Here is a 26,999-nt window from a genome sequence, read left to right as displayed (position 1 = left end):
GGGATTAATACATATTTTGACCGCCATTAATCGTCAGCGTAGAACCGGTAATAAAACCAGCCTCCTCAGAAACCAGGAAAGAAACGCCACGAGCAATTTCTTCGGGTTCTGCCCAGCGGCCTACTGGAATTTTCGCCAACAACTTTTCTTGGATATGCTGAGGTACCGCCAATGCCATATCAGTTTTTACGTAACCTGGAGCAACAGCGTTAACGGTGATGCCGTACTTGGCACTTTCCAGAGCAAGGGCCTTATTGAAGCCATGAATGCCGGCTTTCGCGGCACAGTAGTTAACCTGCCCGTATTCGCCCGCCTGACCATTTAGAGAACCTATGTTAACGATACGCCCGTAGCGGCGCTCTCGCATGCTTTCGATAACACAGCGACAGGTGTTGAAGCAGGCCCCCAGGTCGGTATTTATGACCGCCTGCCATTGGTCCAAAGTCATTTTGTGCATGGTGGTATCGCGAGTAATACCCGCGTTATTGATGAGCACATCGATGGGGCCCAGGTCTTCGGTAATCATGCGGATATTGTGTTTTACTTCTTCAAAATCCGAGACATCAAATTTGTAGCAAGGAATCCCCGTGGCTTCGCTGAGCTCAGCAGCGCTAGCGTCGCTTCCAACATAATTAGCGGCCACTGCATATCCCTCGTTGAGCAGCGCCAGGGAGATTGCTTTGCCAATCCCTCTGACACCACCCGTGACCAGTGCGACTCTTTTCATAAGTTTTTCCTCAGTTTAGGTTGGTTTTTAATGGCGTTCATTTGGCACCTAAAACAACACAAAACCACGTGCTTATGCCTGCGCTGAAATCATTTTGCAAGGGGCATGCCGAGGCAACGTCGTCGAGAAAAAACCGTTCGCTGTCCCATCGCCAGCCACGCTCAATCCATCAAGACTAATCCCCACAAGCTGACATCAGGCTGAACATCGTCGGACGACGAGGCAATGCTGGGCTAAGATTAACGCAGAAAAGAAAACGCCAGCTTGCTTTACATCAAACGCATATCGTCGTTCGCAAACTGCCAGCAGACCATCGACAATGTCGTCATCGAGCTCTGCAGTCTAGGTCGATGACGTGATGGTTATGTGACAGAAATTTTGAAGCTGAGAGATAGGATACGCCCAAGCACCAACTTGGATCATCCCTTTTTTTTGGAAGCACCATTTAAGCGCTTGAGAGGACGTTAAATCAGTCGAGAAAACGCGCGCGGAGGAACAACAATAATTACGTTTCTGCGGAGGTTTGGTGATTGCGAACTTCGGCTTTAAGCATGTCTAGCATTTCTTCCGCACGTGGATCACCCAGTTTTCCATCGTATTCAAAATAGGCGCCATAGCGAAATCCATCTCCCCAAATCTGGCGATTACAAATGATGGCAGACAATGACAGAGACGACAAAGACTGGGTAGTGACACTCAGACGAATACTGTCACCCACTTGGAAGCGGTTGTGCGTCAGCACAGCGATACCACCTTCGCTGATGTCGACAAGGCAAACATCATCCGCGTCATATTCCTCTAACGGTGCCCACAGTAATTGCAGATTTACCGCATCGGATTGAGGTGGGACCGAAAGCCTTTCATGTTTTCTGCGCTCGCGCTGCATGCGCTAACCTCAACTGGTAATTCTAGAGATATTATAGGTTTAGACTAAAAACCAGCGATTCGAAAGTCTGCTAGCTAGAGGCCTTGCGAACGCTCACTGATAGCGGCGCCACAACTCTCTGCGGTGACAGTACTCTTGAGGATCCTCCCCTTCTGGCTTTACCTGGCTTTCAATATCATTGAGTACAAACAAGGCGATTTTGGCGTGATTTGGATCTTTTGATGGATCGGCCAAATCGTTGCGTAACTGTTCCCTCAGATCCCGTATAGGAAGGATACCTGGCTCGGTTAACTCGCCATAGTAATAGGCATACTTGGCACAAAAATGATCGTTGTCAGATGCACAGCCCACCAACATCCCGAACACCAAAAAACAACCGATTACGGAACATCGCCCCATCCGGGGGGAGCTAACGGAAAATCTGACTTGCATTCGAATACCCAGTTACAGAGCAGGAAAGACGCTCAGGCACGACAGCCAAATAGTTCGCGTCAGTAACTGGAGAATAGAACAGAGGTGCTGGAAGCGCCAAAATGGCGCTCCCAGCAAACGGGGACGGAGACTCAGGCAGCCGTCGGGGCGAGAATGCCGTGAGCTTTAAAAACAGCTTCGATCTCAGTCAAAACGGCCGGATCATCGATCGTGGATGGAATCGTGTATTCTTCTCCATCGGCGATTTGGCGCAACAGCTTTCGCAAAATCTTTCCTGAACGAGTTTTCGGCAACCTTGATACGATAATGGATTCCTTGTAGCAGGCGATCGCACCAATTTCGTGGCGTACACTTGCAGCAAGATCCTTACTCAGCGTGTCTTCGTCAATATCAGCGCCGTCTTTTAGTAAAATCAGTCCAAGCGGCTTCTGCCCTTTAAGCTCGTCATTAACACCGATAACAGCACATTCGGCCACGGCGGGATGTGCCGCAACTATCTCTTCCATTTCGCCGGTAGAAAGTCGGTGACCCGCCACGTTTATCACATCGTCGGTTCGGCCCATGATAAAAACATAACCATCGTCATCTTTATAACCGCCATCACCGGACACGTAATATCCTGGGAAAGTCGATAAATATCCTGCCCGGAAGCGAGGGTGGTTTTCCCAGATGGTTGGCAAACATCCTGGGGGCAAAGGCAACTTGATGGCCACGCTTCCCTGCACTCCCGGAGCAACCTCCACACCAGCGTCGTCAAGAATTTTCACATTAAAGCCAGGCGACGGCAGAGTCGCAGAACCTGGCTTCGCGGTCATAGGTTCTATCCCCATCGGATTACCGCAGATCGCCCAACCGGTTTCTGTCTGCCACCAGTGATCGATCACGGGTAACTGCAGCAAATCTTTAACCCAGTGGTAAGTGGGAGGATCCAGTCGCTCACCCGCCATAAAAATCGTTTTCAGACTACTGATGTCATATTTTTCTAAGTGGCGCCCTTGAGGGTCTTCTTTTTTGATGGCTCGAAATGCCGTCGGGGCTGAAAAAAGCGCGCTGACTTTGTAGTCTTGAACCACACGCCAAAAAGCACCCGCATCCGGAGTTCTGACAGGTTTACCTTCATAGAGAATGGAGCTGCAGCCGTAAATCAACGGCGCGTAGACGATGTAGGAATGTCCGACCACCCAACCCACATCAGAGGCAGCCCAAAACACATCTCCCGGCTCCATACCGTAAACGGTTTTCATGCTGAAGTTCATCGCGACGGCATGACCGCCGTTGTCGCGCACCACACCCTTGGGTTTTCCTGTCGTTCCTGAGGTGTAAAGAATATATAGGGGATCGGTACCTTTGACAGGAACACAGTCAGCTGGAGCACTGGCAGAAACGAGCGTTTCCCAATCGTGATCCTGCCCTGCTTTTAAACTCGCTTGCAGCTCTTTACGCTGAAAAACAACGACGTGATTTGGTTTCTTTTCGCAGAGACTAATCGCTTCATCGACAAGAGGCTTGTACGGAAGGACTTTGTCGACTTCAATACCGCAGGATGCTGTTACGATAACATCCGGGCATGCGTCGTCGATACGAATCGCAAGCTCGTGCGGCGCAAATCCTCCAAAGACAACCGAGTGCACAGCACCAAGACGAGCCGTTGCCAACATGGCGACAGCGGCCTGAGGAATCATCGGCATGTAAATTAAGACACGCTTGCCTTTTTCTACGCCAAGTTCCTTTAACGCACCGGCGAACTGTGCAACTTGATCGCGTAATTCAGTATAGGTGATTGCCTGCTTGGTTTGAGTAACCGGAGAATCGTAATAAATGGCAACTTGATCACCGCGCCCATTGGCAACATGGTAGTCCAGCGCCATGTGAGCGGTATTCATTTCGGCATCGTCGAACCAGCGATCAACACCGTTATCATCTTTGGAAAGAACTTGCTCGGAAGGTTTAAACCAGTCTAGCTTCGCCGCTTGATCGCCCCAAAACTCGCGGGGGTTTTCCAGAGAACGGGTGTACTCCTCCAGGTAGCTCATGATCGTTATCACCTGCATTATAAGTTTTATTTATGACGGTAATCAGAAACTGCTGTGCTTATTTCTAAAAAAACAAGCACGGCAGAACTAACACGCCTTGTATGTGCAGACTCTAACGACTTTGAAAAATAGCGACTATACGACCATGGTCGAGACGCCGATCAAGGCGTCTCTTCAGTTTGCAAATAGGGCGCTAAAGCATCGAGATAAGACTGTAGCTTCTCACGGTTCGTATTGCCCATGCGCCACACCCATTTCTCCAATGCACTGCGATTTTCCAATTCGGGATCGGCATATTCATAAAACACATGGGGACGATCCAAAGTGACATCTCCCGGCGTCGGCTCGACGGCTTCCAGTCGCTCGATCAACGCACTAACCCGATCATCAAAAGTATCGGTTTTTCCCAGCTCACCGTACGCCTGTTCCAGCGTCGGCAACCAAGCACGGTAATATTCCGCCATCACCTGCGGATCGACCTCAGTAACGGCATCAATTAATGCGGTCAAACGCTCTTGATTTTCCGGAGCAGGCAAACTGGTTTCGCCATTTTCTGTGACTTTGTATTTATCCATACCATACACAAGCGGAAGATGCTGCTGCGGAATTTTTCCTGCTGCCATTTGATCAACCGCCAACACCCATTTGCGAACCTGCTCTTCCGGCAACAGCCATTGGGTTAATTGCGGCGATAGCTTGGCGACAGTGGACACGACGAGAGCATCGCTGTCGTTTAACGACTCCGGCGTATCAATTGCCGGCTTCTGCGGCTCAACAATTGGCTCAGGATCAGGCTCGGGTGTTGATTCCGGGGTTGCCACCTCCGGTTCCGGCGCGACGGTTTCCGGCTCTTCTTCAACATCGGGTATTGGTGCTGGAGCGGGCTCTGGCACTGTTTCCGACTGATAGTCGGTTTCGGGCGGCAATGAGACTGTTGGCTCATTGGATGACAATGAGCAGTAGGCAAGAATTGCGGCAACCACAATAATCACGCAAATAATGGCATAGGTCTTAAAGTTCATAGGGGGTACATATCACCTGCGGGCAATTTCTTCTCTTAGATTAACCGTTTCGATAAAGGGTCTGACAACATCGTTACGGAATAATTACGCTTATAAACCGCTTACGGATGGATCCGTAGGCGTCACCTGACGGAAGAGGCTCACCATGGAAGCAACCAGCTCCGGCACCGCTTCCTCAGGCAGATTGTGCCCCATTCCTGGCACAATCTGTAAGGTAGCGGCGGGAATCAGTTGTGCCGTATGCTCTCCATGAGCAGGCGGCAAAAGCCCGTCCTCTGCACCGTGAAGCACCAGTGTCGGGGCCTGGATTTTACGAAGTTCAGCCGAGCGGTCACCAGAGGCCAAAAAAGCCAGCATCTGACGAGGCACGCCTTCGGGATAAAAACCTCGGTCGTGCATAGCGGAGGGGTCTTCATCATCTGCAAATGCAGCAGCTTCCAGGTTTTTGCGCGCCTCGGGGGTGGGTTCGGGCAGATCTTCTGCGCCACTGGTTGACATAACCGAGACCAGACTCAGCGTCTTGTTGGGATATTGAACAGCGAAGACCTGGGCAATGACACCGCCGAGAGACGCGCCAACGATATGGGCTTTTTCGACACCGATGGCGTCGAGCAAACCGGCTGCATCGGCCGCCATATCCTGAACGGAATAGGGATTATCAACGGAAAACCCCATTGCGTTCTTTAATAATTGCCAGCGCAACCATGGGTCACCCATAGCATCCATTCGCTGGGAATCACCCACATCTCTATTGTCCATTAAGATGACCCGATAACCTGCGTTCGCGAGCCCCCGAGGTAGCTCGTCACCCCATAATTTATGGGAGCTACCGAGCCCCATGATCATCAACACAGCCGGCCCATCTGAAGCACCAATCTCTGTATAGGCCAAGCTGACACCGTTGGCCTTGACCTTCGCCATGTCGCCGTCTTCCGCGGAACATACCGATGCTGCCAACAGCCAAAGTCCCAAAACCCAGCCGGTGAAAAGCCGCCCCCCCAAAACACGCCCTGTCAGGTCTTTTCTCATCCGCTCACACAATCCTCTACTGATTGGTCAAGTCATCATCAGATCTCTCCATCGAGATGACCCGCTGACGCATTTCTATCAGTCACTATATCTGGCCCCATTGACCTGTATCAACAGCGCAATTGCACACAGGGTTAGACTCGATTCACTTATTTTCCTCACGCTGCCTACAAAGAACGTCGTAATGGAACTTATAAGAAATTGCCACCAATCCAATACGCAAGCTCCCGGACATTACTGTGGTGTTGTGACGCCTCTGTGCGCGTTGTTGAATTCACAAACGGCGGAACACTCTGGCGCCCTGGCATCGTCACAGAACAGCGCCATGGGCGTGATGCTCTCACTCCAGTGCAGTGATTGGCGGGGCTATTCCTCCGCTGAGATAACCAGCGCCCTTGCACGAGAGATGCACATCCGCAGTACCAAACCGGTAGACGATCTGCAAAACGTTAAGATCCCTTGGATTCTATGGGATATTCCTCAGGATTGCCTGGAAGACGCAGACATCACCCAACTGATGTGGCAACTTGGACGCAGACTCCCATTGGCCAGCCCGCCGGACGTGGATTTTCAATTCAGCTGCAGCCTAGAGACATTAAACGCGGACCGCTTGGCCTTGTTTCGCGGCCTGGGTTTTAATCACCTACGCCTGCAGTTACCCAGCAGCATCTACAGCAACAAACTCATCGATCGCAGTTTGGCTATGATTGCGGATTTTCGTTTTGACAGCTGGTCCCTACTCTCCTGGCAGCCATCGCCAGATATCCATAGACTTTTACCGAAACTAGAGGACTCTCGTGCGGGACTACCAACAGCGATCCATTGGCGTTGTTTGCCACATACAAACGCCGGCCGCGAACTCTTTGACACATTGTTAAAGCTTGCAGAAGACTACCAATATCTGTTGTTGGGCAACGATTGGCTAGTAAAATCGAAAAGCCGAACCGCCAACGCCTTTCACGAAAAAACGATACAGATGACACCGTTTGGCTACAACGGTTTGGGCGTTAACAGCATTCTGGCGTTTGGCCCGGGCGCCGAGAGTTTTGGACTGCATAACACGTGGCGCAACGCTTCGGTCTTTGCCAATTATCGCGACAGTGAGATTCCCAACCAGCCTTACACACGCCCCTCCCACACCCAACAATTGGCGATGGCGCGTGAATTAATGTGTTTTCATAAACTGGAGATTCCCCCTTATGGCACGGCTTTGGCAAAGTTACTAACCGCATGGCAATCTCAGACTTTGGTCGATAACACGCCGCTCTACAGCGAGCACGACAATCAGATTAAGCTTACGCAACAAGGCATTTTTTTATTGAGTGACCTGCTAAAGCCCATCTTATACCCCCAAACAGGGGACATTTTCTCTTTACCCGCTGTAGCCGGTATAGCAGAATAGTAATTGTCTTTAGCCTTTTTATTTGAAATCGATGGTATGACCTCCCGTATTGCGAGTGACTCTTCAGCCAATGGTGTCGGCAGCCGGTGCCATCACAATCCAACTGTATCCTGTGGTGACTGTCGCCTGAACGCGATTTGCCTCCCCATCAGTCTCCATGTTGACGATATCGATCGACTCGATCAGATCATTCAGCGTGGACGTCCTCTGCAGAAAGGAGAGCATTTGTATCGAGCCAACCAGCCATTTCAATCCGTCTACGCAGTGAGATCCGGAACCATCAAAACGGTCAGCGTCACTAACGATGGCCAAGAGCAGGTAACGGGGTTTTTTCTGCCTGGTGAAGTGGTGGGCATGGATGGTATCGCTACCAATCGCTACTCCAATTCTGCGGTCGCCTTAGAAACCTCGGCGATTTGCGAAATCCCCTTTTCTCGCCTGGAAGATTTGAGTCTGCAGCTACCCAACTTGCAGCGACATTTTTTTCAGCTCATGAGTAAGGAAATCAAATCTGACCAGCAGTTGATTACGCTACTGAGTAAGAACAGCGCAGAAGAGCGGGTAGCGTCATTATTGTTGAGTATTTCGACACGCAACCACAACCGACATTTATCAGCAACGTCGTTTCGACTGCCAATGTCTCGTGCGGATATTGGAAATTATCTGGGCTTAACAATAGAAACTGTCAGCCGCGTATTTAGCCGTTTTCAGAAAAATGGCATTTTAAGTGTCGACAAAAAGGAAATCGGTATCACAGACATGGCGGCCTTAAAACAAATCGCCAATGTCGAAGATCCCTGCACTTAGCGTCTTTTTATTATCTTATCATCGGCATTAAGTGGTCACGCTATTACGGATCACCTAATGCCTTACAGAGAGCCTGCCACGAGCAGGCTAACTGATTTCTCTTAGAACTTGTAGCCGACGGACAATGTGTAGACAAATGGATCTACATCAACGTCGGCCTTTATTTTACTACCGCCATCAAAAGAGATTTCGGCCTCAGTGCTGATATCAATCCAGCGTACTGACGCATTAACCAACCACTTTTCATCCAGCAGCCAATCAACCCCGGCCTGCAGAGCAATACCAAACGAGTCTTCCAACTCGATATCACCGCCCGTTAAACCTAAGCCGGCCAAAGCTCCTGCAGCGCTGTTATCCAAATTTTCTTCATAAATAAAGGTATAGTTCAAACCGACGCCAACGTAGGGTTGAAAACCACCCATATCATTTAGGTGGTACACCGCGCTTACCGTCGGTGGCAAATGGGTAAAATCTGCAATGTCACCAACGCCGGCCAACCCACCATTAAGAACGGCAGTGTGCTTAAACGGTGTTGCAGCCAGCACTTCTACGCCAAGATTGGGTGTCAGGAAGTATTCCAATGTCAGCCCCAGTTGGGTATCGCTGTCCAAACCAATCGTTGTTGGTGCCCCTCCTATAGTCACTGTTGTACCATCAAGCGCAATATTGTCGCTATCTTCACGAGGATCAACGGTTGCAGCACCTACGCGGAGGACAATGTCTCCCGCTTCAAAGCTCATCGCCGGTACCGCCACGCACAGTGCCGACACAGCAGCCACCAGCTTTAACGGGGAAAATAATGATCTCATAGTAAGGCTCTCTCTGTATGAAGTCGTCTCATTGTCGGAGTATAGTAGACAATAGAAATTGCGCAGGATCCTTGATCTGGATTAACGATTTTTCCCCAACCAACCTTCAAGTGTTCGACACCTAGTTGCCAGTTGCGCCAGATCAACAGCATCCTTCCATATAAAACGAGAGACATTTATGACCGACATTAGCCGACTGACACGTCTGTTTTCTTTAATTGATGAAAAAAACAACGAAGACCCAAACCGAATTACGGTAGATCAGGAATCTATACCCGCCGCCTACCTTTACGGCGTTCGCATGACCGAAGTACAGCATGCTTTCGCCCCGGATGCAGATGAGTTGTTACAGATCGCCTGCCGAGCCCAGCACATTCAGCGCTGGCAAATTCCACGCAGCGACTTTCCAATGGACAAAGCCGGATACAAACGCTGGCGAACTCGCCTTGCGCAATTCCACGCTGAGTTAACATCGCAATTGATGCAAACTTGCGATTACACGGAAGAAGAACAACAGAGGGTCAGTGATTTACTGCAAAAGAAAGGCATTAAACGAGATACCGGCACACAGACCTTGGAGGATGTCGCCTGCCTCGTTTTTTTATCACACTATTTTGAGGAATTTGCCGCCAGACACGACGACGAGAAAGTCATCGACATCGTCAAAAAGACTTGGCCTAAGATGTCAGAAGAAGGTCACGCCGTTGCACTTCAATTGACGCTTCCCCCCAATCTGGCAGAACTGGTCGGCAGAGCACTTTCCTGAGGGAAGGTTGCCCCCAAGCATCCCATAGGCAAAACGGCATTGAGTTTAATACCCGCCCACCAACTAGACGCTGAGGCTTAATCCGCTCTAAGGATCGGCATTCACGCTTATTTTTTCAAACGCAGCGTGTTGCGCTTTGGTCTATTTGGAGGAGCTGTATAAGTGGTGGTCGGCTTGCGATTTCCATCCGAGGAGCGGTTACGACTACGAGCCGCTTTGACCATCGCTTCCATGCCCGTTCTTACCAGGCGAACTTTATCGATATTGCTCAGATTGGGAGGGAATTTTCCCGGGTGAACGGCATTTGGATCTTTGGGATCCCCTTCAACCTGAAGTTGAAATCCACAGACATGGGTGGCAGTTCGTTTACTCAGATCAACGGTCCAGGCAGTAAAATCCATTATGATGCATCTACGGTAAAATGACTCGGCGGGTAAATAAGGACTGCTGACACATGACCGGCTCAGCAATACATAAATTTACATTTGTGGAGTTATTAGACCATATAATTTGCGCCAAACGAAGCCCCGGCAACTAATTATTCACGTCAATTTTAAAAGAATTTTCCCCGAAACAAACTAAAGCTTGTAAATGGTCGCTCCGCCTGTCGACGGCTAGCCCTTTGGCTTCTGTCGAGCCGGTGCTGGCGCACCAATATGTTGCGTATTACGGGCTTGAGCCAGTCTTACCTGCTTCTGTCGCTCAGTAAAACGCTGTTTTTGCTCGTCCGACAAGATATCGTGACAACGGGGGCAGCTGACCCCTTCAACGTAATACTCAGACTTTTTATCATCTTCTGAAATCGGAAAGCGGCAGCCGTGACAAAGATCGTAGTCTCCGGGTTGCAGATCATGGTCCACAGTAACACGGTTATCGAAAACAAAGCAGTCACCCTGCCAAAAGCTCTCTGTCGACGGGACTTTTTCCAGATAATTCAGGATGCCGCCTTTTAGATGGTATACCTCGTCAAAACCCTGCTCTTTCAGATAAGCCGTCGATTTTTCGCAACGGATACCGCCGGTACAAAACATGGCGACCTTCTTGTGACGCTCTGGCTGCAGGTTATCGGCGACGTATTGAGGAAACTCCCGAAAGCTCGACGTATTTGGATTGATCGCGCCCTTAAACGTACCTAACTCAACTTCATAGTCATTGCGGGTATCGATGAGCACAACGTCCGGATCGCTGATAAGCGCGTTCCATTCTTCGGGTTCCACATAGGTACCGACCACTTTGCGAGGATCAACGGAATCAACCCCCATCGTGACAATCTCTTTCTTTAACTTGATTTTGGTACGATAAAACGGAGCGACTTCATCAAAAGAAAACTTACAATCCAAATCGGCAAGGCGGGGATCACTGCGCAGATACTCTAATAAGGTATCGATATCCGCCCGACGACCACTGACAGTACCATTTATCCCTTCACGAGCCAGCAGCAGGGTTCCCTTGATGTCATGGTCCAAACAGAACGCCAGCAATGGCTCTCGCAAAGCCTCATAGTCGTTAAGTTCGACAAATTTATAGAGAGCGGCAACCGTTACACCATTCATTGCGTCCACCAGAGAGTCATTTCCGAAAGGGCGCGCATTTTATAGCAGTGTTCAACTTTTGCACAGGTACCGCAGTAGAATCTCGTAAAAGCACATTGCGCGCAACGGCTAACCTGTCGCTTTCGAGCCACCGAGACATTGCGGGGATGCCGGTGCCGACTCACGCTCTTGCCACTCTTGAGGCGTATACGTATGCAATGCCAGGGCATGTACGCCACCACTCATCTCCGCACTCAAACAGCGATAAACAGATTGATGCCGCTGAACCAGGCGCTTATCCGCGAAGGTATCACTGACCAATACCACGCGAAAATGGGACTCTGAGCCAGGCGGGACACTGTGCATATGACTCTCATTGGTAACATCAAGATGAACCGGCTGAAAATCACGGGTTAACTGATCGACGATAGCGTTTTGCACCTTCATATTCCCAACTCCTTAAAATCGATAGGGTATCGCTGTAGCCAATTGAAAGCAGTATCCTCCACCCCAACCTCACTGTCGACCGCTAAGCGCCGTATTGGCACGAATCTCGGCTTTCGCTAGCACGGGGATTTGCAGCTCGGACCTATATATAGACGCCCGACCACAGATCAACGATACGACGCCATAAAAAAGGGATGGCGCGCCAGATACTCTTTCTTGTATTCACGGATTTTTAGGCTAATATTTGAGGCACTCAATACATTATCGTCACCCCGTCATCCATTCGAAACGAGATCCGATACTGTTTTATGACAAGCACTAAGACCTTTATCAATCGACGCAAAGGGACAGATCGCCGCTACGATGAAGACCCCTGCCGCGACCTTCCCATCGATATGTACCACCGCAAGCGTCGTAAGACCACCGAACGCCGCTCGAACCGCACGCTCCTGGAAGACTACTACGCTTTCACATCGGAAGGTGACATTCCGGAAGAAGTGTCCGATGTTGATCCTAATCGCCTCGCTTGAGCGAGGCCCAGCGCCTTTCCTCCCCCTCCGTAGTCGCTGAAATAGAAATTCTCAAAGTGTCTTCGCATTAATTTTGCCCGCCAATGGGCTTTCGCGGATAATAAACCCGATTTGCAGGTCTACCAGACTCTCAATCGGCAAATAATTCTGCTACCATACGCGCCTTTTTCAGCACCTTACCCCCCGACGCTATGCTCAACTCTGACGCCCTCAATCAACTCAGCCAGTTGAAACAAACCATCCGCGCGGAAAAAAACCTCCATCCCGGAACCGTCCGAGGCAGCCAGGCCCGATTTGGCTTTGTCATCCTAGACGATGGTCGTCGCGCGTTTCTCCCGCCCAATGAAATGGCTCGTGTCTACCCAGGAGATCGGGTCGAAGTCAGCGTTGCTCAAAGCGAAAAAAGCTCGGACAGCAACCGGATCGACGCCCAGCTCGACAAGATGCTGGAATCTCCGTTAAAAGTAGTCGTAGGACAATACATCGTGCGGGGCAAAGGTCATTTTGTCGCGGTCAATATGCCGCAACTGCAGCGCTGGGTTTTCATTCCGCCAAACGGGCGCTCTAAAGCCAAACCCGGTGACTACATTCGCTGCCGGCTCACTCGCCACCCTTTCGAAGACGGTAAAGGGCAGGCAAAGGTCACAAGCATTCTGGGGAAACCCGACGACAGCCGTATTGTGCAACGCTTCATCGCGGAGAAATACAGCCTGCCAGGGCAATGGTCTGATAAAGAGTTACAGCAAGCTCGCCGCCTTGGCGACATGGCCGATGCCGACCTTTGGGGAACAGAGGCTCGTGAAGACGCCACCGCCCTTTCCTTTGTTACCATTGATTCCGAATCCACATTGGATATGGACGATGCACTTTTTGCATCAACGAATGAACAAGGCTGGGAGCTCTGTGTGGCAATTGCCGATCCCAGCTGCGCCATACAACTGCAAACACCTCTGGCAAAAGCCGCCAAATCACGGGGAAACAGCGTTTACCTGCCCGGTCAGATGATCCCCATGCTGCCTGAGGCTCTCAGTCAGGAGCGCTTTTCGCTGATGCCCGAACAGGATCGTCCAGCGCTTTTGTGCCGTATGCAGGTCACTCGCGATGGGCGTATTACAGGTCATAAATTTACCTTCTCCCGCATACGTTCTCGAGCCAAACTGAGCTATCAGGGAGTTTCAGAGTTTCTCTCCTCAGATAACACCACTGCTACGATGGACGGCGTCGATGAAGAGACCACAGCTTCCATTCGTGCTCTGGCAGACTGTACCGCAGCGCTACACCGCCAGCGCGCCGAAAACGCCCTGCTCATGGCAGACCAGGACGACTACCACTTCGTCGTTGACGCCAACGGCAAGCTGCAAAACATAAAACGCGCCAGCAAAACCCCGGCCCACAAAATCGTTGAAGAAGCCATGCTGGCGACCAACATCTGTGCCGGTGAGTTCTTTCAAAGTCACCCTCTATCCGGGGTATATTCGACTCACGCAGGCTTTCGCCAGGACCGCCTAAAACAAATTGAAGCGGTCATCACCAGCGATTTCCCTGCGCTGGCAGAACATGATGCCGCGACACCTGATGGCTATCGCGCGTTAATCCAGGCTTTACAAACTATCCCCGAAGCCAGCAGCCTCCTGGCGGCTCTGCGCTTGCAGCTGCAACCGGGTGTTTTGTCTCAAGAAGCGCTTCCCCATTTTGGACTTGGCATTCCCTGCTATGCCAACATCACCTCGCCGTTGCGACGCTTCAATGATTTTTACAATCATCTGCAACTGCGAGCCCTGCTGAATGGTGATACCCCGCAACCAGCCCCCGATCTGCCGGAGCTACAGCAAACCATTTCCACTGCGCGATCAGCATCTCGCGATACTGAACTCTGGTTAAGCCTTAATTATCTGCAAAACCTGAAAGGCAAACCCTTCGAAGGACGTGTCAGCCGGACATCGCCGCAGGGTATGCAAGTGCAACTGCTCGATTTTGGGGTCGTCGGTCAGGTCAAAGCGAACCCCAAAACTGCAAAGCAGGATGACCTGCGGCAACGTCTGACCATCGACGATCGACTCTACCAAATTGATGATCTGGTCACCGTGAAGATTTCTCAGGTTGATTCGGAAAAACAACAAATACACCTTCAGGTTGTTGCCAACCAGGAAGCACCAACTGCAGAAACTGAGCAGCCGGAAGCCTCCGCAGAAACAGCCCCTAACACGCAGGCATAACCTAATCTCCTTCCGCCAGGTGCAGAAGCCTTGTAGCGAACGGCAACTGCGCCTAAACTAGCCCGCGAACCTAGGGGGTGGTCACAGTCGCCTTAATGCCGACTCCGACCTGAGACACATATCCACAGTGAACCCCTTGAACCTGATCCGGACAATACCGGCGTAGGAATAGGCCAGGCTCACTGTTTCGCCTTTGCGACGCACCGCCACTCCTCTATTAAACGCGTTATTCCGGGTCTCTGATCGTTGGAGGCCTTATATGTATTCCCCCAAAATTCTAGCGGCAGCATCTCTGGTAGCTGTCGGCAACGCAAGCTTCGCTCTGGCAGACCCAGACACCACAGACAGCAGCGAATTACTTCCTGAAGTACGGGTAACCGCCGATTTCCGCAGCGCGAAACTCGTCGACCTTCCGGGCAGCATCAGTGTCATTGATGCCACAACCATCCAGGAACGCAGCGCCCATCACCTGGAAGAAATTCTCAATAGCGCACCAAATGTCAATTACAGCAGCGGCGCTTCCCGGGCTCGTTTCTACCAGATTCGAGGTATCGGAGAGCGCAGCCAGTTTGTCGAACCCATCAATCCATCCGTGGGTGTCGTCATCGACAATATTGATTTTACCGGTCTGGGAACCGGCAGCACTCTGTTTGACGTCGACCAAGTAGAAGTCCTGCGAGGTCCGCAGGGAACACGGTTTGGCACGAATGCGATGGCCGGCATGATCAACCTGAAAAGTGCTGACCCGACGTCAGACTATCACGGCAAATTGGAAACCAGTGTATCCAGCTATGATGGCTGGTCCTTAGGCGCAGTGACGAGCGGCCCACTGGCGGAAAATCTTAACTACCGCCTGGCAGTCCAAAAAACCGTCAGTGACGGCTACATCGAAAATGACTTTCTCAATCGTGATGACACCAACGACATTGACGAAAGTACCGCCCGAGGAAAGCTTGATTGGGCCGTGACAGAGCACTGGCAAATTGCAGTGACGGGGATTTACGTCGATGTCGACAATGGCTACGACGCCTTTTCACTGGATAACAACCGTCACACTCTCTCTGACGAACCGGGCAGCGACCGGCAAAAGACTCGAGCCCTTGGCATTGATTCACTCTGGGATGGAAATGAGCAATTTTCCACTCGAGTATTACTCAGTGGCAGTGACAGTGACCTGGAATACAGTTACGACGAAGACTGGGCCTATTCTGATATCTGCCTCGGACTCGCCTGTGAAGGCTCGGAGTATTCCAGCTTTGACCAATATCTAAGAGATCGCCGTGATCACAGCGCTGAGATCCGACTGGTTTCCAAAGAAACCGGCAGGCTTTTTAACGATTCTACCGATTGGGTTTTCGGCGTCTACGCACACTCCCAGGACGAAGATCTACACCGCAATTACACCTATCTTGATGTCCCCTTTCTAAGCCGGTACGACACAGAGAGGTGGAGCCTTTATGGCCAATTCGAAAGCGCGCTAACAGATCGGCTTACGCTTATTTCCGGCTTGCGTTATGAGCGCTACCAAGCTGACTACCAGGACAGTGTCGGCGTTGCGTTTGATCTGGATGAGGATCTATGGGGTGGGCGGCTCTCCTTGGAATATTTACTCAGTGAATCCACCATGATCTACGGATTGCTTTCGCGGGGCTTTAAGGCCGGCGGTGTCAACAGCAATCCGTACCTGCCGGATACCCGTCGAGATTTCAGTACAGAAACGCTGATCAACTATGAAGTGGGCAGCAAATCGAGCTTTTTGGATCAGAAATTGGAAACGCAAGTCTCCATTTTCTATCAGCAACGCGACGACATGCAGGTACGTCAATCCCTCGTCCTCCCCATAGACGGTGACGACTGCCCCTGTCGCTTCATCGATTACAGTGGCAACGCGGCCGAGGGAAATAACTACGGATTGGAATTTTCTGCCCGCTGGCAAGTGTCACAGGTACTGACGCTGTCAGGTAATCTTGGCCTACTTGACACCGAATATCGGAATTTCGTCAATTCTAATGGCGAGGATCTGTCCGGCCGAGATCAGGCACACGCACCCAACTGGCAGTTTACTGTCGCAGCAAGCTACCAGCTACTACCTGACCTAAGTCTGAGAGTCGAAAGCGAAGGTAAAGATGGCTTTTATTTCTCATCGCGTCACGACGAAAAATCAGATGCATTTGCACTATGGAATGCCAGGCTCGATTACTCCGTCAAAGACTGGGAAGTATCCGTTTGGGGCAAAAATCTGTTCGATAAGGATTATCAAACTCGCGGTTTTGGTGCATTTGGTAATGACCCCAGAAAATCCTACGCAGTTGAGCCCTATTATCAATTTGGTGATCCACGCGTGGTTGGCGTAAGCGCCGCCTATCGCTTTTAACCGATCCAAAATACGACTTGAGGAAATACTATGCGCGCCAGCGTCGATATCAGTTTGTATCCCAACAACCCGGACTTTGTCCCTCCAATCAAGGCGTTTATTGATCAATTGAATCAATACCCGGAACTCACTGTGCAAACGTTTCCCACGGCTACGGTCGTACAGGGAGAGCTCGCTCGCATCATGGAAATTCTGGCGATTGAGATTGAATCCTGGCGCAGCAAAAACGGCATGGGCGTTTTCGTTACAAAAATTCTGCCGGATTACGAAGCTCTGTGAACGACTGGTTACCGTGGCTGCAGCAAGCGTTGAGTGACATGTCTGGTTGGGAGATGCTCGCCGTCGCGCTTGCGCTGAGTTATCTCATTCTGGCGGTACGCGAAAGTATCTATTGCTGGTATGCGGCCTTCGCCAGCACACTGATTTATACCGTACTCTTCTGGAATGTGTCTCTGCTGATGGAATCGGCATTGCAGATTTACTATCTGGCCATGGCCGTTTATGGCTGGTATCAATGGCGCTACCAACTTTCTGAACGGGCTCAACAGGATGACGACCAAGCAATAGGTCCGAGCGAAATTAAACTCTGGCTTCCCCATCAACATTTTTTAGCCATTTCCACCATTCTTCTGGCAAGCGCAATCAGTGGCAGTCTGCTTTCCATGTTCACCGATGCCGCACAACCGTTTCTGGACTCTTTTACCACCTGGGGCAGCATTGTGACCACTTATATGGTTACAAAAAAAATACTGGAAAACTGGATCTACTGGCTGATTATCGACAGCGTGTCTCTGTACCTTTACCTGGACAGAGGTCTGCATCTCACGGCTTTGTTGTTCGTCGCCTACCTCATCATCTGTCTGTTTGGCTTGATAACCTGGTCGCGGGAATATCGCACTGCCGCCTATGCCTGACGCCGATCAACAACTGCAATTGGCGTTGGACTCCTGGCCAAAATGGAAACCGAGTTGTCAGAGGCGCCCCGAGCTGCAATATCCTCTCGCAGAGTCATCTCACCAAGCGTATGTTGTCACCTTGGAAGAATCTACCGGGCAGACTGTTCAGGCGGTCGTTAAATTACTGGATGCAGACATCCGTGCACTCGGTCTTCCTCAAGCCCAAGAACTGGCGCTGATGGCTGACGCCTTTCCTTTAGCGCCTCACTGCTATTATGCGGATCGCCAAGTCATTGTGACTCGACACATTCAAGCGGATATTTGGACTCCGGGAGAGCATTTAGATCACTTGGGCGAAGCTTTGGCTAAACTCCATTCACTGCCCACATCTCTCCCCCGCTTCTCATTGACAGAACACTGCCGAAGTTATCGCAAAACCTGCCTTCTTTCGCCAGAGGACACAGCAGTATTCGAGAAAGCAATAAGAAGCGTCGAACACCTTTATGATCGCCACCCTCTACGCTGTGTTTGTCACAACGATTTAATCCCTTCAAATCTCCTGGTCGATCCCAACCGGAAAATTTATTTTCTAGACTGGGAATACGCTGCGCTCAATTCCCCACTGTTTGACCTAGCAAGCCTGGTCGAATACGCAGCCTTAAGTGCCTCTCAACTTGAAGATTTAATGGCCGGCTACCGAAGAGTCATCCGTCAACATTCAACGAAGGCAAACTGCCGTAACAGACTGGACGGAGTTAACCCGGAAACCATTAGGGCATTCGCCATAGCCGTGAGGCTGATCGAATGGATGTGGCAATTAAATGCCGGACTGCCGGGTGGCGTTCAATCTAGACAACGACTGACAACGCTACTGTCGCAATTGCCAGATCGTCCGTAGAGAATTATTACAGTAATCTAGCTGTCTAAAAATCGGGAAAAAAACCCTTTTTTTCGCTGCTTTTGGCGCACATTCTCACTGGCGGCCACCAGCTCTTTCACACAGTCAACATAGTCAGCATCATCGCGCCGTATGTGATTAACCAGCCAAGTTCGCAAGGTCGTCAATAGCTCACGTGAAATATCTTCGCCTTGTTCAAACCGCTCAAGATACGCATTCATTTTACGGGTAAAAAGATCGTGAACCCGCTTATGGGCTTTAACAAAGGTATAGCCTGCGGACTCTTGTAGATCTTCTTCGAAGGCAAAATGAGAAATCGTGTACTCAATCAACTGGTCAAGAACTTCTCGAACCTCTTCCCGGCTATGCGTCGCATGAGCGTGGTGCAACTGATTGATATAGTCGACGATTCGTTCACGCTGATGATCGATTACGTCAATTCCGGCTTCCAGTTCGCTGGACCATCTTAGATACGTCATGGTGAACACTCCAGGCTATAAAACGCTGACAATATCCGTCAGCGCATTCACCTTAGTCTTCTCACCATGGCTGGCTACTGATCACGATCAAAAACCAGCTTAAGCGTTATTAAAAATAATTTTTATAATTCCTTTTAAGAATATAAACCCTTAGAACTAGATTTTTTTCTCCCAAAACATGGCTCGCCCAGTCTCCTCGGCCAGGGAATAGGCGTCAAACCCCAACTTCCGATAAAGGCCTTGAGCAACAGCATTCCCTTCCAAAACTTCCAGCGTCAATTTACACGCTCCTCGACGCTTTGCCTCTCGCTCAACAGACGCGAACAGCTTTTGCGCAATGCCCTGCCCACGAAATTCTGCCAGCACGACAACGTCATGGATGTTAACGATTGGTTGTGCCTTGAACGTGGACAGACTGACGAAACAGTTAACTAAACCTGCCGCCCGCGATACGCCGTCAGTTTTACTCACCGCGAGAAGCGAATAAGCGGTTGGAAACTCGAGTAGCCGGTCAGGCAAAACTGACAAAACCGACTCTGCCAGAGGCTCACCGCCGCCCATAGGATCGCAGGCATAAGCCTGCATTAAATCCTGTAATGCCTGACGATCAAAAGGCTCGTGAAAATCCGCCAACCGGTATTCCATGTTCTGCTATCCTGTAAACGCTTGCACCATGGCAATCATAACACCGGCAGCGACCGCAGAACCGATAACACCGGCGACATTTGGCCCCATCGCATGCATCAGCAGGAAATTGTGCGGGTTCGCTTCCAGTCCCACCTTATTTGATACCCGAGCGGCCATGGGTACCGCAGAAACACCTGCTGAACCGATCAACGGATTAACCTTATGAGTTGAGAACTTGTTCATCAGTTTGGCCATCAGAACGCCCATGGCTGTACCGATACCAAAAGCCACAATCCCCAACAGGAGGATGCCGAGTGTTTTAGGATCGAGAAATTTGTCTGCCGCCAGCTTTGAGCCAACGGACAAGCCTAAAAAGATGGTGGTGATATTGATCAGTGCATTCTGGGCCGTATCGCTTAAGCGCTTAACAACACCACATTCACTCATCAGATTACCGAAACAGAACATCCCCAACAAAGGCGCCGCAGCCGGCAGCAGCAAGGCAACCAGGATTAAAATAACCAACGGGAAAATAATTTTTTCTCGCTTGGAGACCACCCGCAACTGAGTCATGACGATTTCACGCTCAGCCTGGGTTGTCAGCGCTCGCATAATGGGTGGCTGAATAAGAGGCACCAAAGCCATATAACTGTATGCAGCAACTGCGATCGCCCCGAGTAACTCAGGCGCCAGCAGTGACGCAACATAAATGGCGGTCGGTCCATCAGCACCACCGATAATGCCAATTGCCGCAGCATCAGCGATTGAGAAATCCATAATGCCCGCAGAGGAAAGTCCTACCGCGCCGAGAATGGTGGCAAAAATCCCGAATTGAGCCGCCGCACCGAGAAACAGAGTCTTTGGATTGGCCAGCAGCGGACCAAAATCGGTCATCGCTCCCACCCCCATAAAGATCACCAGGGGCGCAACACCGGAGGCAATAGCCACACTGTAAAAGTTATACAGCATGCCGTTGCTGTAACCCGCATCACTGGCGACCTGTTCAACGGCGGTATGTTGAGCCGAGGCAGCGCTGGCATAGGCGGCCTTCACATCGGCAATGGTCGCCGCCGGGTCGAGCCCGAGGGCTTCAGTGATCGCCCCCAGTATCGCAGGATCATGGGACCGTATCGCAGCTTCCGCCGCCGACAGAGCCAGATCAGCACCGGGAATATTGGCAAGAATCCCTCCAAAACCAATGGGTACCAGCAGCAAAGGCTCAAAATTCTTGTTGATTGCCAGAAACAGGAGCAACAACCCAACCAGAATCATAATGAACTGGCCCGAAGTCATTAGATGCAGGCCGGATTCCTGCCAGAGGCTAACTAAGTTTTCCATGGGAGCCTCCGCCTATTAGGCCAACAACAACAGCGGATCACCCACCGCTACACTGTCGCCAACTTTCACTTTGATCGCACCGACAGTTCCATCTGTTGGCGCGACCACATTGGTTTCCATCTTCATGGCTTCCAAAATCAGCAATACATCACCACTCGCGACCTGCTGACCTGGCTCCACATTGATGCGGACAATATTTCCCGCCAGCGGCGCTGGTACAGGTTCACCGCCACCGGGCGCTGCCGCCGTCGATGTCGAAGGTGTATCTGCGGTACCACTCGTAACCGGCACCATACCGGTAATATCTCCACCGTCACTAACACTAACGGTATAACTCACACCATCCACGGTAACGGTATAAATTTCTTCACCAGCAGAATTGCTGACCGCATCCGATTCACGCCCGGTCGGCGCCGGTTCAAACGCCGTGGCATCGCCTCGATTTTTTAGAAACTTCAAACCCACCTGAGGAAAAAGTGCGTAGGTGAGTACATCGTCGATTTCCTGATCACCCGTCGCCAGAGCAATACCATCAGACTGAGCTTGCTCTCGAAGCTCGGCTTGTAGCTTGTCCATCTCCGGTTCGAGTAGATCTGCGGGACGGCACGTGATCGGCTCAGCGCCTTCGAGCACACGCTGCTGCAATTCTGTATTAAAGGGCGCCGGTGCCGCACCGTATTCCCCTTTCAGAACGCCTGAGGTTTCTCGAGATATCGATTTGTAGCGCTCGCCAGTGAGAACATTCAATACCGCTTGCGTGCCCACAATTTGCGACGTCGGGGTTACCAGAGGAATAAAACCTAAATCTTCTCGGACTCGGGGAATTTCATCGAGAACATCGCCCAAGCGGTCAGCAGCGCCCTGATCGCGCAACTGATTTTCCATATTGGTTAACATTCCGCCCGGAACCTGGGCGGTAAGAATGCGGCCATCAATGCCCCGCAAAGAGCCTTCAAATTTCGCATACTTTTTACGGACTTCACGGAAATAATTGGCAATTTCTTCCAGCTTGGCCAGGTCCAGTCCGGTATCCCGCTCTGTCCCCTGGAGTATCGCCACAACCGCTTCGGTCGGGCTATGTCCATAGGTCATCGACATGGAAGATATCGCGGTATCGATGTTGTCGATCCCAGCCTCAATACACTTGAGCGCCGTCGCCGTCGATAATCCCGTAGTTGCATGGCACTGCATGTGAATGGGAATCGAACACGCCTGCTTCAACCGGGTAACGAGTTCGTAGCCGACATAGGGTTTGAGCAGGCCAGCCATATCTTTAATGGCGATAGAATCAGCACCCATATCCTCGATGCGGCGACCTTGGTCTACCCACATGTCGACGGTATGCACCGGGCTAATGGTGTAGGCAATTGTCCCCTGTGCGTGTGCGCCCTGAGTCTTTACCGCCTTTAATGCGGTCTCAATGTTACGCATGTCGTTCATAGCATCGAACACTCGGAAAACGTCGACGCCGTTGACGACACAACGCTCAACGAACTTCTCCACCACATCATCCGCGTAGTGGCGATACCCGAGAATATTCTGGCCGCGAAACAGCATTTGCATGGGCGTTTTCGGCATGGCTTTTTTCAGCTCCCGAATGCGCTCCCAAGGGTCTTCCCCCAAATAACGAATGCAGGCATCGAAGGTGGCGCCCCCCCAGGTTTCCAGAGACCAGAAACCAATATCATCGAGAGCTGCGGCAATGGGCAGCATGTCATCCAAACGCATGCGTGTGGCAAACAAGGATTGATGGGCATCTCGCAGGACAACATCCGTGATACCCAGGGGAGAAGAATTCTCAGCCATCGTTAGTAATTGCCTTTCAGTCAGTTATTGTAAATAGAGAATCAGCGTCCGCGCTGACGGCGGTGCTCCGCGATCGCAGCGGCAATCACGTTGAGTGTTTTCTGGTCGGGCAAGCCAGCGCCCGGCGGCGCAGCCGCTGGTGTAGTGGTTGCTGGTGCTGCAACTTCGGGCTCGGGAAGATACTTTTGAACCAATCGGGACATGAACGTGGTCGCGACCACAAGTAACGTCAGAAAGACAAAGACGGTCCCCATTCCAAAAATAAGGAGATCGAGTCCCTGACCAATCAGAGAAGCCTGCATTGCTGTCTATTTCCTTGTCTCAGGCCCAAGAACTTTTTGTTATAGGGCGAAATTCCAATAGGTATGTGCAGGCTATTATGGCGTTATTAAACCGCTCCTGTCACGACCGGATACACTGCCCTCAGATGCTAAGATGACGATTTGCTGCAAATCTGTCGTCACACGACCTATGAAAATTTACGTGCCGAAAAGCTGATAAATTTGCTGAAAACGCTATTATTCGCGCCCTAAAATCAATTTTGGCGGTCTGCAGCCACTAAAATTGATACTGAACATTGCCGTGATTTTAGAATTTAAGTTTTTCCATTACGCCTAAAATCCCATTTTTACATACATAGAAAACCATCCCTGAATACCAGGGCGGCAGCCCCAAAGTGGTGATCAATCACCTGGACGTCGCAAACAGTGGCGGGGGTAAACTGATAAGGAAACCCGTTGGCCAAGATTCACCAACCCTCGCTGTCCAGCACCACCAACGAGCCGCTTAAACTGTATCTGGCGCCGATGGAAGGTGTTTTGGACAGTCATTTGCGTGGCCTACTGACCGCTCAAGGCGGTATCGATGAATGCACGACGGAATTCCTGCGTATCAATCGACATCAGCGGTTGCCGCGGCGGGTGTTTTTACGAATTTGTCCGGAGCTTACACAGGGTGGAACAACCCCTGCCGGCGTACCGGTACGTCTGCAACTTCTGGGCGGAGATCCAGACAGTATGGCCTGGAATGCAGCCAAGGCAGCGTCAATCGGAGCGAAAGCGCTCGACCTGAATTTCGGCTGCCCGGCGAAGACGGTCAACAAAAGCGACGGCGGAGCCAGTTTGCTGAAAGAGCCAGAGCGACTCTATCGAATTGTTGCGGCGGTCCGTACCGCACTGCCCAAAGACGTATCACTCACGGCAAAAATCCGCCTTGGGTTCGCCTCCCGCAGTGGGTTCTTAGAAACCGCCGCGGCCGCAGAATCCGGAGGCGCCGAACGCTTAACAGTTCACGCGCGCTCAAAAGTCGACGGCTATCGCCCTCCAGCCTATTGGGAGCATATTGAAGACATCCGACAGGCCATCACAATTCCTGTCACCGCCAACGGTGAGATCTGGTCCCCTGAGGATTTTGATCGCTGCCGCGCAGTTAGCGGCTGTAACAGTTTTATGCTCGGTCGTGGAATGCTCGCCCGCCCCGATCTGGCGCTAACCATCGCCCATAAAGAAGCCTCCGAAAGGCTCTCGCCACTCAGCTGGGACAAGGTGCAGGAAATGCTTTGGCAATACCACAGTGCTACGGCGCCGCTCTATCCCGGCAAACACCAGGGCTGCCGCATCAAACAATGGCTGATCTATCTACGTCGCCAATACGCCCAGGCAGCAACGATGTTTGAACGTATAAAAGGTGCGCGAGGCGCTGAAGAATTCGAACGAACTTTCGCGACTCAGTGCGGAAAGTCCGTCGCCGAATCCCCCGACTGACGTCTGAGCAACGTCGGGGTCAGGGGCCGAGTTTGGAAATTAACGGATGTTTTCGCCCACTTTAACGATTTTCAGAGCGTTAGTACCGCCGTGAACGTTGGCATAATCCCCTTTGGATAGAATCACAAAGTCGCCCTTCTTGACCGCACCGCGGCGCAATAGCTCATTAACGACAGCCTGATTCAATTCCTCAGGTGCAAAACGTCTTGTGTCAAACGTCACAGGCTCGACACCACGATAGAGCGCCAGACGCTGCTCTGTACGATGGTGATCGGTAAACGCGTATACCGTCATGGCGGAACTGATTCGCGACATGTACAGAGGCGTTCGACCTGTCTCGGTAAAACTGATAATAGCTGCGACGCCTTCCAAATGGTTGGCGATGTACATGGCGCCCATCGCGATGGACTCATCCACAGCAGAGAAGTGCTCATGCAACCGGTGCGAGGAAATTTTCGTTTGCGGCTGCCGCTCTGCGCCCTGAATAATCCGATTCATGGCTTCAACCACTTCCAACGGATAATCGCCTGCTGCCGTTTCACCGCTCAACATCACGGCATCCGTACCATCGAGCACAGCATTGGCCACATCGAACACTTCTGCTCGAGTCGGCAGAGGGCTGTCGATCATGGACTCCATCATCTGTGTCGCGGTAATAACCGGCTTATTGAAATCCTTGGCTCGCTCAATCATGTGCTTCTGGACAGCGACCAGTTCAGCATCACCGATTTCTACGCCCAGATCTCCCCGCGCGACCATCACGCCATCTGACGCCTTAATAATGCCATCCAAGACTTCGGGTTTAACGGCTTCAGCCCGCTCAACCTTGGCGATCAGACCAGCATCACCACCAGCGCGTCGCAACAGTGCGCGAGCCAATTCCAGGTCAGCACCACTGCGGACAAAAGACACAGCCAGGTAATCAACGCCGATTACCGCGGCCAATTCGATATCCTGAAAGTCTTTATCTGTCAGTGCGTCGGCAGACAGGCCACCGCCTTCACGGTTGATGCCTTTGTTGTTCGACAGCTTGCCACCGACGATCACCTCGGTTTCAATCCGCAAGCCTGTCACGGCTCGAACCTGAAGAATGACTCGACCGTCATCCAACAACAATTTATCTCCGGGATGCACGTCTTGGGGCAGATCTTTATAGTCGATACCGACTTCCTGCTGATTGCCTGCGTCCCTTTCGAGACCGGCATCCAAGAAAAACTGATCGCCCACATTGAGGGTCACGGGGCCGTCGGCGAAGCGCGCGACGCGAATCTTAGGCCCTTGCAAGTCGCCGAGCACCGCAACACTGCGGTCCAGCTTTTTGGCCAAATCCCGCACTTGCTGCACGCGACTTTTATGATCCTCCGGACTGCCGTGAGAAAAATTCATCCGCACAACGTCTACGCCGGCTTTTAGAATGCCTTCCAGAATGCCGGGCTTATCTGTTGCCGGCCCCAGGGTTGCTACTATTTTGGTACGTCTGATCAAGGCTGATTACCAATGTCATATCGTAAAATGAAAGATAAGCAGGCCCTTATGCCTGCTCGCTAAACTTCGACGCTTGATGCGCCCGGCGGTGAATTTCTTCCCAATTACCCGTGGCCACTAAATCAGCGGGCGCCATCCAGGAGCCGCCCACACAAGCGACATTGGGAAGAGACAGATAATCCCCGGCATTTGCCGGTCCGACACCGCCCGTCGGACAGAAGGTGATCTGCGGAAGTGGCCCAGCAATGGACTTCAGCATAGGAATGCCTCCAGCGGCCTCAGCGGGAAAAAACTTCATGGCAGTAATGCCTTTTTCCAGCAATGCCATGGCTTCACTCGGTGTGTTGATACCAGGAAGTATAGGCACTCCGCACTGCAGAGCGGTTTCTAACAGACCCGCAGTCATGCCGGGCGTGACAATAAATTCAGACCCGGCATCAATGGCAGAGGCCAGAGTTGCCTGATTGATCACAGTCCCCGCACCGACAATCGCATCGGGAACGGCTGCTTTAATTGCTTTGATCGCTTCCAGTGCCACTTCGGTACGCAGGGTAATTTCCAGCACCTTCAAACCACCGCCCACTAAAGCTTCCGCCAATGGGACAGCGTGCTCCAGTTTTTCAATGACCATAACCGGAATAACTGGTGAGGTATTCATCACCTCAGAAACCGTTAACGACATAAAATCCTCTTTT

27 protein-coding genes and 1 riboswitch are annotated in these 26,999 nt (G+C 51.3%); of the genes, 10 read left to right on the top strand and 17 right to left on the bottom strand.

The genetic code is table 11. The features are described 5' to 3' along the window. Positions 1 to 4: 4 nt before the first annotated feature. The 6 genes from phbB to ACXAFR_RS09680 form a co-directional block, all read right to left on the bottom strand. Positions 5 to 727 carry an acetoacetyl-CoA reductase gene (gene phbB / locus ACXAFR_RS09705; protein ID WP_475176106.1) on the bottom strand — a complete coding sequence of 241 codons (723 nt, stop codon included), beginning with the start codon at positions 725 to 727 and terminating at the stop codon, positions 5 to 7. 505 nt (positions 728 to 1,232) lie between these two features. Next, positions 1,233 to 1,613 (bottom strand): PilZ domain-containing protein, encoded by a 381-nt coding sequence (locus ACXAFR_RS09700; protein WP_475176105.1) that lies wholly within the window; start codon positions 1,611 to 1,613, stop codon positions 1,233 to 1,235. 93 nt (positions 1,614 to 1,706) lie between these two features. Further along, on the bottom strand, positions 1,707 to 1,970 hold the full coding sequence (locus tag ACXAFR_RS09695; protein WP_475176101.1) for a hypothetical protein: 264 nt from the start codon (positions 1,968 to 1,970) through the stop codon (positions 1,707 to 1,709). Positions 1,971 to 2,176: 206 nt separating this feature from the next. Continuing rightward, positions 2,177 to 4,078: a propionyl-CoA synthetase gene (locus tag ACXAFR_RS09690; protein ID WP_475176100.1), complete on the bottom strand. Its 1,902-nt coding sequence runs from the start codon at positions 4,076 to 4,078 to the stop codon at positions 2,177 to 2,179. A gap of 161 nt (positions 4,079 to 4,239) precedes the next feature. Continuing rightward, positions 4,240 to 5,100, bottom strand: a complete 861-nt coding sequence (locus ACXAFR_RS09685; protein ID WP_475176098.1) for a DUF3014 domain-containing protein — start codon at positions 5,098 to 5,100, stop codon at positions 4,240 to 4,242. A gap of 90 nt (positions 5,101 to 5,190) precedes the next feature. Further along, complete coding sequence (locus tag ACXAFR_RS09680) at positions 5,191 to 6,129, bottom strand: alpha/beta fold hydrolase (RefSeq protein ID WP_475176095.1); 939 nt, start codon at positions 6,127 to 6,129, stop codon at positions 5,191 to 5,193. 184 nt (positions 6,130 to 6,313) lie between these two features. Between ACXAFR_RS09680 and ACXAFR_RS09675 the strand changes: the two genes are divergently transcribed. Beyond that, a complete protein-coding gene (locus ACXAFR_RS09675; protein ID WP_475176093.1) occupies positions 6,314 to 7,531 on the top strand; it encodes a hypothetical protein in 1,218 nt (405 codons plus the stop codon). 36 nt (positions 7,532 to 7,567) lie between these two features. Beyond that, positions 7,568 to 8,338, top strand: a complete 771-nt coding sequence (fnr, locus tag ACXAFR_RS09670; protein WP_475176090.1) for a fumarate/nitrate reduction transcriptional regulator Fnr — start codon at positions 7,568 to 7,570, stop codon at positions 8,336 to 8,338. Positions 8,339 to 8,439: 101 nt separating this feature from the next. On the opposite strand, the gene ACXAFR_RS09665 is transcribed toward fnr, so the two are convergent. Next, positions 8,440 to 9,147, bottom strand: coding sequence for an OmpW/AlkL family protein (locus ACXAFR_RS09665; RefSeq protein WP_475176088.1), 708 nt, complete (start codon positions 9,145 to 9,147; stop codon positions 8,440 to 8,442). Between the two features lie 178 nt (positions 9,148 to 9,325). Between ACXAFR_RS09665 and ACXAFR_RS09660 the strand changes: the two genes are divergently transcribed. Then, entirely contained in the window at positions 9,326 to 9,913 is a 588-nt protein-coding gene (locus ACXAFR_RS09660) for a DUF4202 domain-containing protein (RefSeq protein WP_475176086.1), read from the top strand. A gap of 107 nt (positions 9,914 to 10,020) precedes the next feature. On the opposite strand, the gene ACXAFR_RS09655 is transcribed toward ACXAFR_RS09660, so the two are convergent. The 3 genes from ACXAFR_RS09655 to ACXAFR_RS09645 form a co-directional block, all read right to left on the bottom strand. Beyond that, positions 10,021 to 10,314, bottom strand: a complete 294-nt coding sequence (locus tag ACXAFR_RS09655; RefSeq protein ID WP_475176085.1) for a hypothetical protein — start codon at positions 10,312 to 10,314, stop codon at positions 10,021 to 10,023. A gap of 213 nt (positions 10,315 to 10,527) precedes the next feature. Beyond that, the gene (gene trhO / locus ACXAFR_RS09650; RefSeq protein ID WP_475176084.1) at positions 10,528 to 11,466 is read right to left on the bottom strand and encodes an oxygen-dependent tRNA uridine(34) hydroxylase TrhO; all 939 of its coding nucleotides are present in this window, start codon (positions 11,464 to 11,466) and stop codon (positions 10,528 to 10,530) included. A 108-nt stretch (positions 11,467 to 11,574) separates the two neighbouring features. Then, positions 11,575 to 11,892: a BolA family protein gene (locus ACXAFR_RS09645; protein ID WP_475176080.1), complete on the bottom strand. Its 318-nt coding sequence runs from the start codon at positions 11,890 to 11,892 to the stop codon at positions 11,575 to 11,577. Between the two features lie 308 nt (positions 11,893 to 12,200). Between ACXAFR_RS09645 and ACXAFR_RS09640 the strand changes: the two genes are divergently transcribed. From ACXAFR_RS09640 to ACXAFR_RS09615, 6 genes are all read left to right on the top strand, one after another. Next, on the top strand, positions 12,201 to 12,422 hold the full coding sequence (locus ACXAFR_RS09640; RefSeq protein ID WP_475176079.1) for a hypothetical protein: 222 nt from the start codon (positions 12,201 to 12,203) through the stop codon (positions 12,420 to 12,422). A gap of 191 nt (positions 12,423 to 12,613) precedes the next feature. Continuing rightward, the gene (locus ACXAFR_RS09635; protein WP_475176077.1) at positions 12,614 to 14,638 is read left to right on the top strand and encodes a VacB/RNase II family 3'-5' exoribonuclease; all 2,025 of its coding nucleotides are present in this window, start codon (positions 12,614 to 12,616) and stop codon (positions 14,636 to 14,638) included. 63 nt (positions 14,639 to 14,701) lie between these two features. Then, a riboswitch (TPP riboswitch) is annotated at positions 14,702 to 14,824 on the top strand. Positions 14,825 to 14,897: 73 nt separating this feature from the next. Then, on the top strand, positions 14,898 to 17,012 hold the full coding sequence (locus tag ACXAFR_RS09630; RefSeq protein ID WP_475176076.1) for a TonB-dependent receptor: 2,115 nt from the start codon (positions 14,898 to 14,900) through the stop codon (positions 17,010 to 17,012). A gap of 30 nt (positions 17,013 to 17,042) precedes the next feature. After that, positions 17,043 to 17,291 (top strand): hypothetical protein, encoded by a 249-nt coding sequence (locus tag ACXAFR_RS09625; protein ID WP_475176074.1) that lies wholly within the window; start codon positions 17,043 to 17,045, stop codon positions 17,289 to 17,291. Positions 17,292 to 17,329: 38 nt separating this feature from the next. After that, the gene (pnuC, locus tag ACXAFR_RS09620; RefSeq protein WP_475176884.1) at positions 17,330 to 17,926 is read left to right on the top strand and encodes a nicotinamide riboside transporter PnuC; all 597 of its coding nucleotides are present in this window, start codon (positions 17,330 to 17,332) and stop codon (positions 17,924 to 17,926) included. After that, on the top strand, positions 17,919 to 18,806 hold the full coding sequence (locus ACXAFR_RS09615) for a phosphotransferase family protein (RefSeq protein WP_475176072.1): 888 nt from the start codon (positions 17,919 to 17,921) through the stop codon (positions 18,804 to 18,806). Before pnuC ends, ACXAFR_RS09615 begins: the two co-directional genes overlap by 8 nt. Before the next feature lie 17 nt (positions 18,807 to 18,823). Here the strand turns inward: ACXAFR_RS09615 and ACXAFR_RS09610 are convergent, their stop codons facing one another. From ACXAFR_RS09610 to ACXAFR_RS09590, 5 genes are all read right to left on the bottom strand, one after another. After that, complete coding sequence (locus tag ACXAFR_RS09610; RefSeq protein ID WP_475176068.1) at positions 18,824 to 19,285, bottom strand: bacteriohemerythrin; 462 nt, start codon at positions 19,283 to 19,285, stop codon at positions 18,824 to 18,826. A gap of 156 nt (positions 19,286 to 19,441) precedes the next feature. Continuing rightward, the gene (locus ACXAFR_RS09605) at positions 19,442 to 19,930 is read right to left on the bottom strand and encodes a GNAT family N-acetyltransferase (RefSeq protein ID WP_475176065.1); all 489 of its coding nucleotides are present in this window, start codon (positions 19,928 to 19,930) and stop codon (positions 19,442 to 19,444) included. Between the two features lie 6 nt (positions 19,931 to 19,936). Continuing rightward, positions 19,937 to 21,250 carry a sodium ion-translocating decarboxylase subunit beta gene (locus ACXAFR_RS09600; protein WP_475176062.1) on the bottom strand — a complete coding sequence of 438 codons (1,314 nt, stop codon included), beginning with the start codon at positions 21,248 to 21,250 and terminating at the stop codon, positions 19,937 to 19,939. A gap of 15 nt (positions 21,251 to 21,265) precedes the next feature. After that, the gene (gene oadA, locus ACXAFR_RS09595; protein WP_475176060.1) at positions 21,266 to 23,056 is read right to left on the bottom strand and encodes a sodium-extruding oxaloacetate decarboxylase subunit alpha; all 1,791 of its coding nucleotides are present in this window, start codon (positions 23,054 to 23,056) and stop codon (positions 21,266 to 21,268) included. A gap of 41 nt (positions 23,057 to 23,097) precedes the next feature. Next, positions 23,098 to 23,358: an OadG family protein gene (locus ACXAFR_RS09590; RefSeq protein WP_475176058.1), complete on the bottom strand. Its 261-nt coding sequence runs from the start codon at positions 23,356 to 23,358 to the stop codon at positions 23,098 to 23,100. 504 nt (positions 23,359 to 23,862) lie between these two features. Between ACXAFR_RS09590 and ACXAFR_RS09585 the strand changes: the two genes are divergently transcribed. Continuing rightward, complete coding sequence (locus ACXAFR_RS09585) at positions 23,863 to 24,819, top strand: tRNA-dihydrouridine synthase (RefSeq protein WP_475176881.1); 957 nt, start codon at positions 23,863 to 23,865, stop codon at positions 24,817 to 24,819. Between the two features lie 39 nt (positions 24,820 to 24,858). Here ACXAFR_RS09585 and pyk read toward each other — a convergent pair whose 3' ends face one another. Then, the gene (gene pyk, locus ACXAFR_RS09580) at positions 24,859 to 26,304 is read right to left on the bottom strand and encodes a pyruvate kinase (protein ID WP_475176056.1); all 1,446 of its coding nucleotides are present in this window, start codon (positions 26,302 to 26,304) and stop codon (positions 24,859 to 24,861) included. 46 nt (positions 26,305 to 26,350) lie between these two features. After that, positions 26,351 to 26,986, bottom strand: a complete 636-nt coding sequence (locus tag ACXAFR_RS09575) for a bifunctional 4-hydroxy-2-oxoglutarate aldolase/2-dehydro-3-deoxy-phosphogluconate aldolase (protein WP_475176054.1) — start codon at positions 26,984 to 26,986, stop codon at positions 26,351 to 26,353. Positions 26,987 to 26,999: the final 13 nt, after the last annotated feature.

It is taken from the genome of Pseudomaricurvus sp. ABR4_320 (assembly GCF_056159445.1).
The sequence above is the reverse complement of the archived record's forward strand: the minus strand, read 5'-3'. Positions and strand labels throughout refer to the sequence as shown.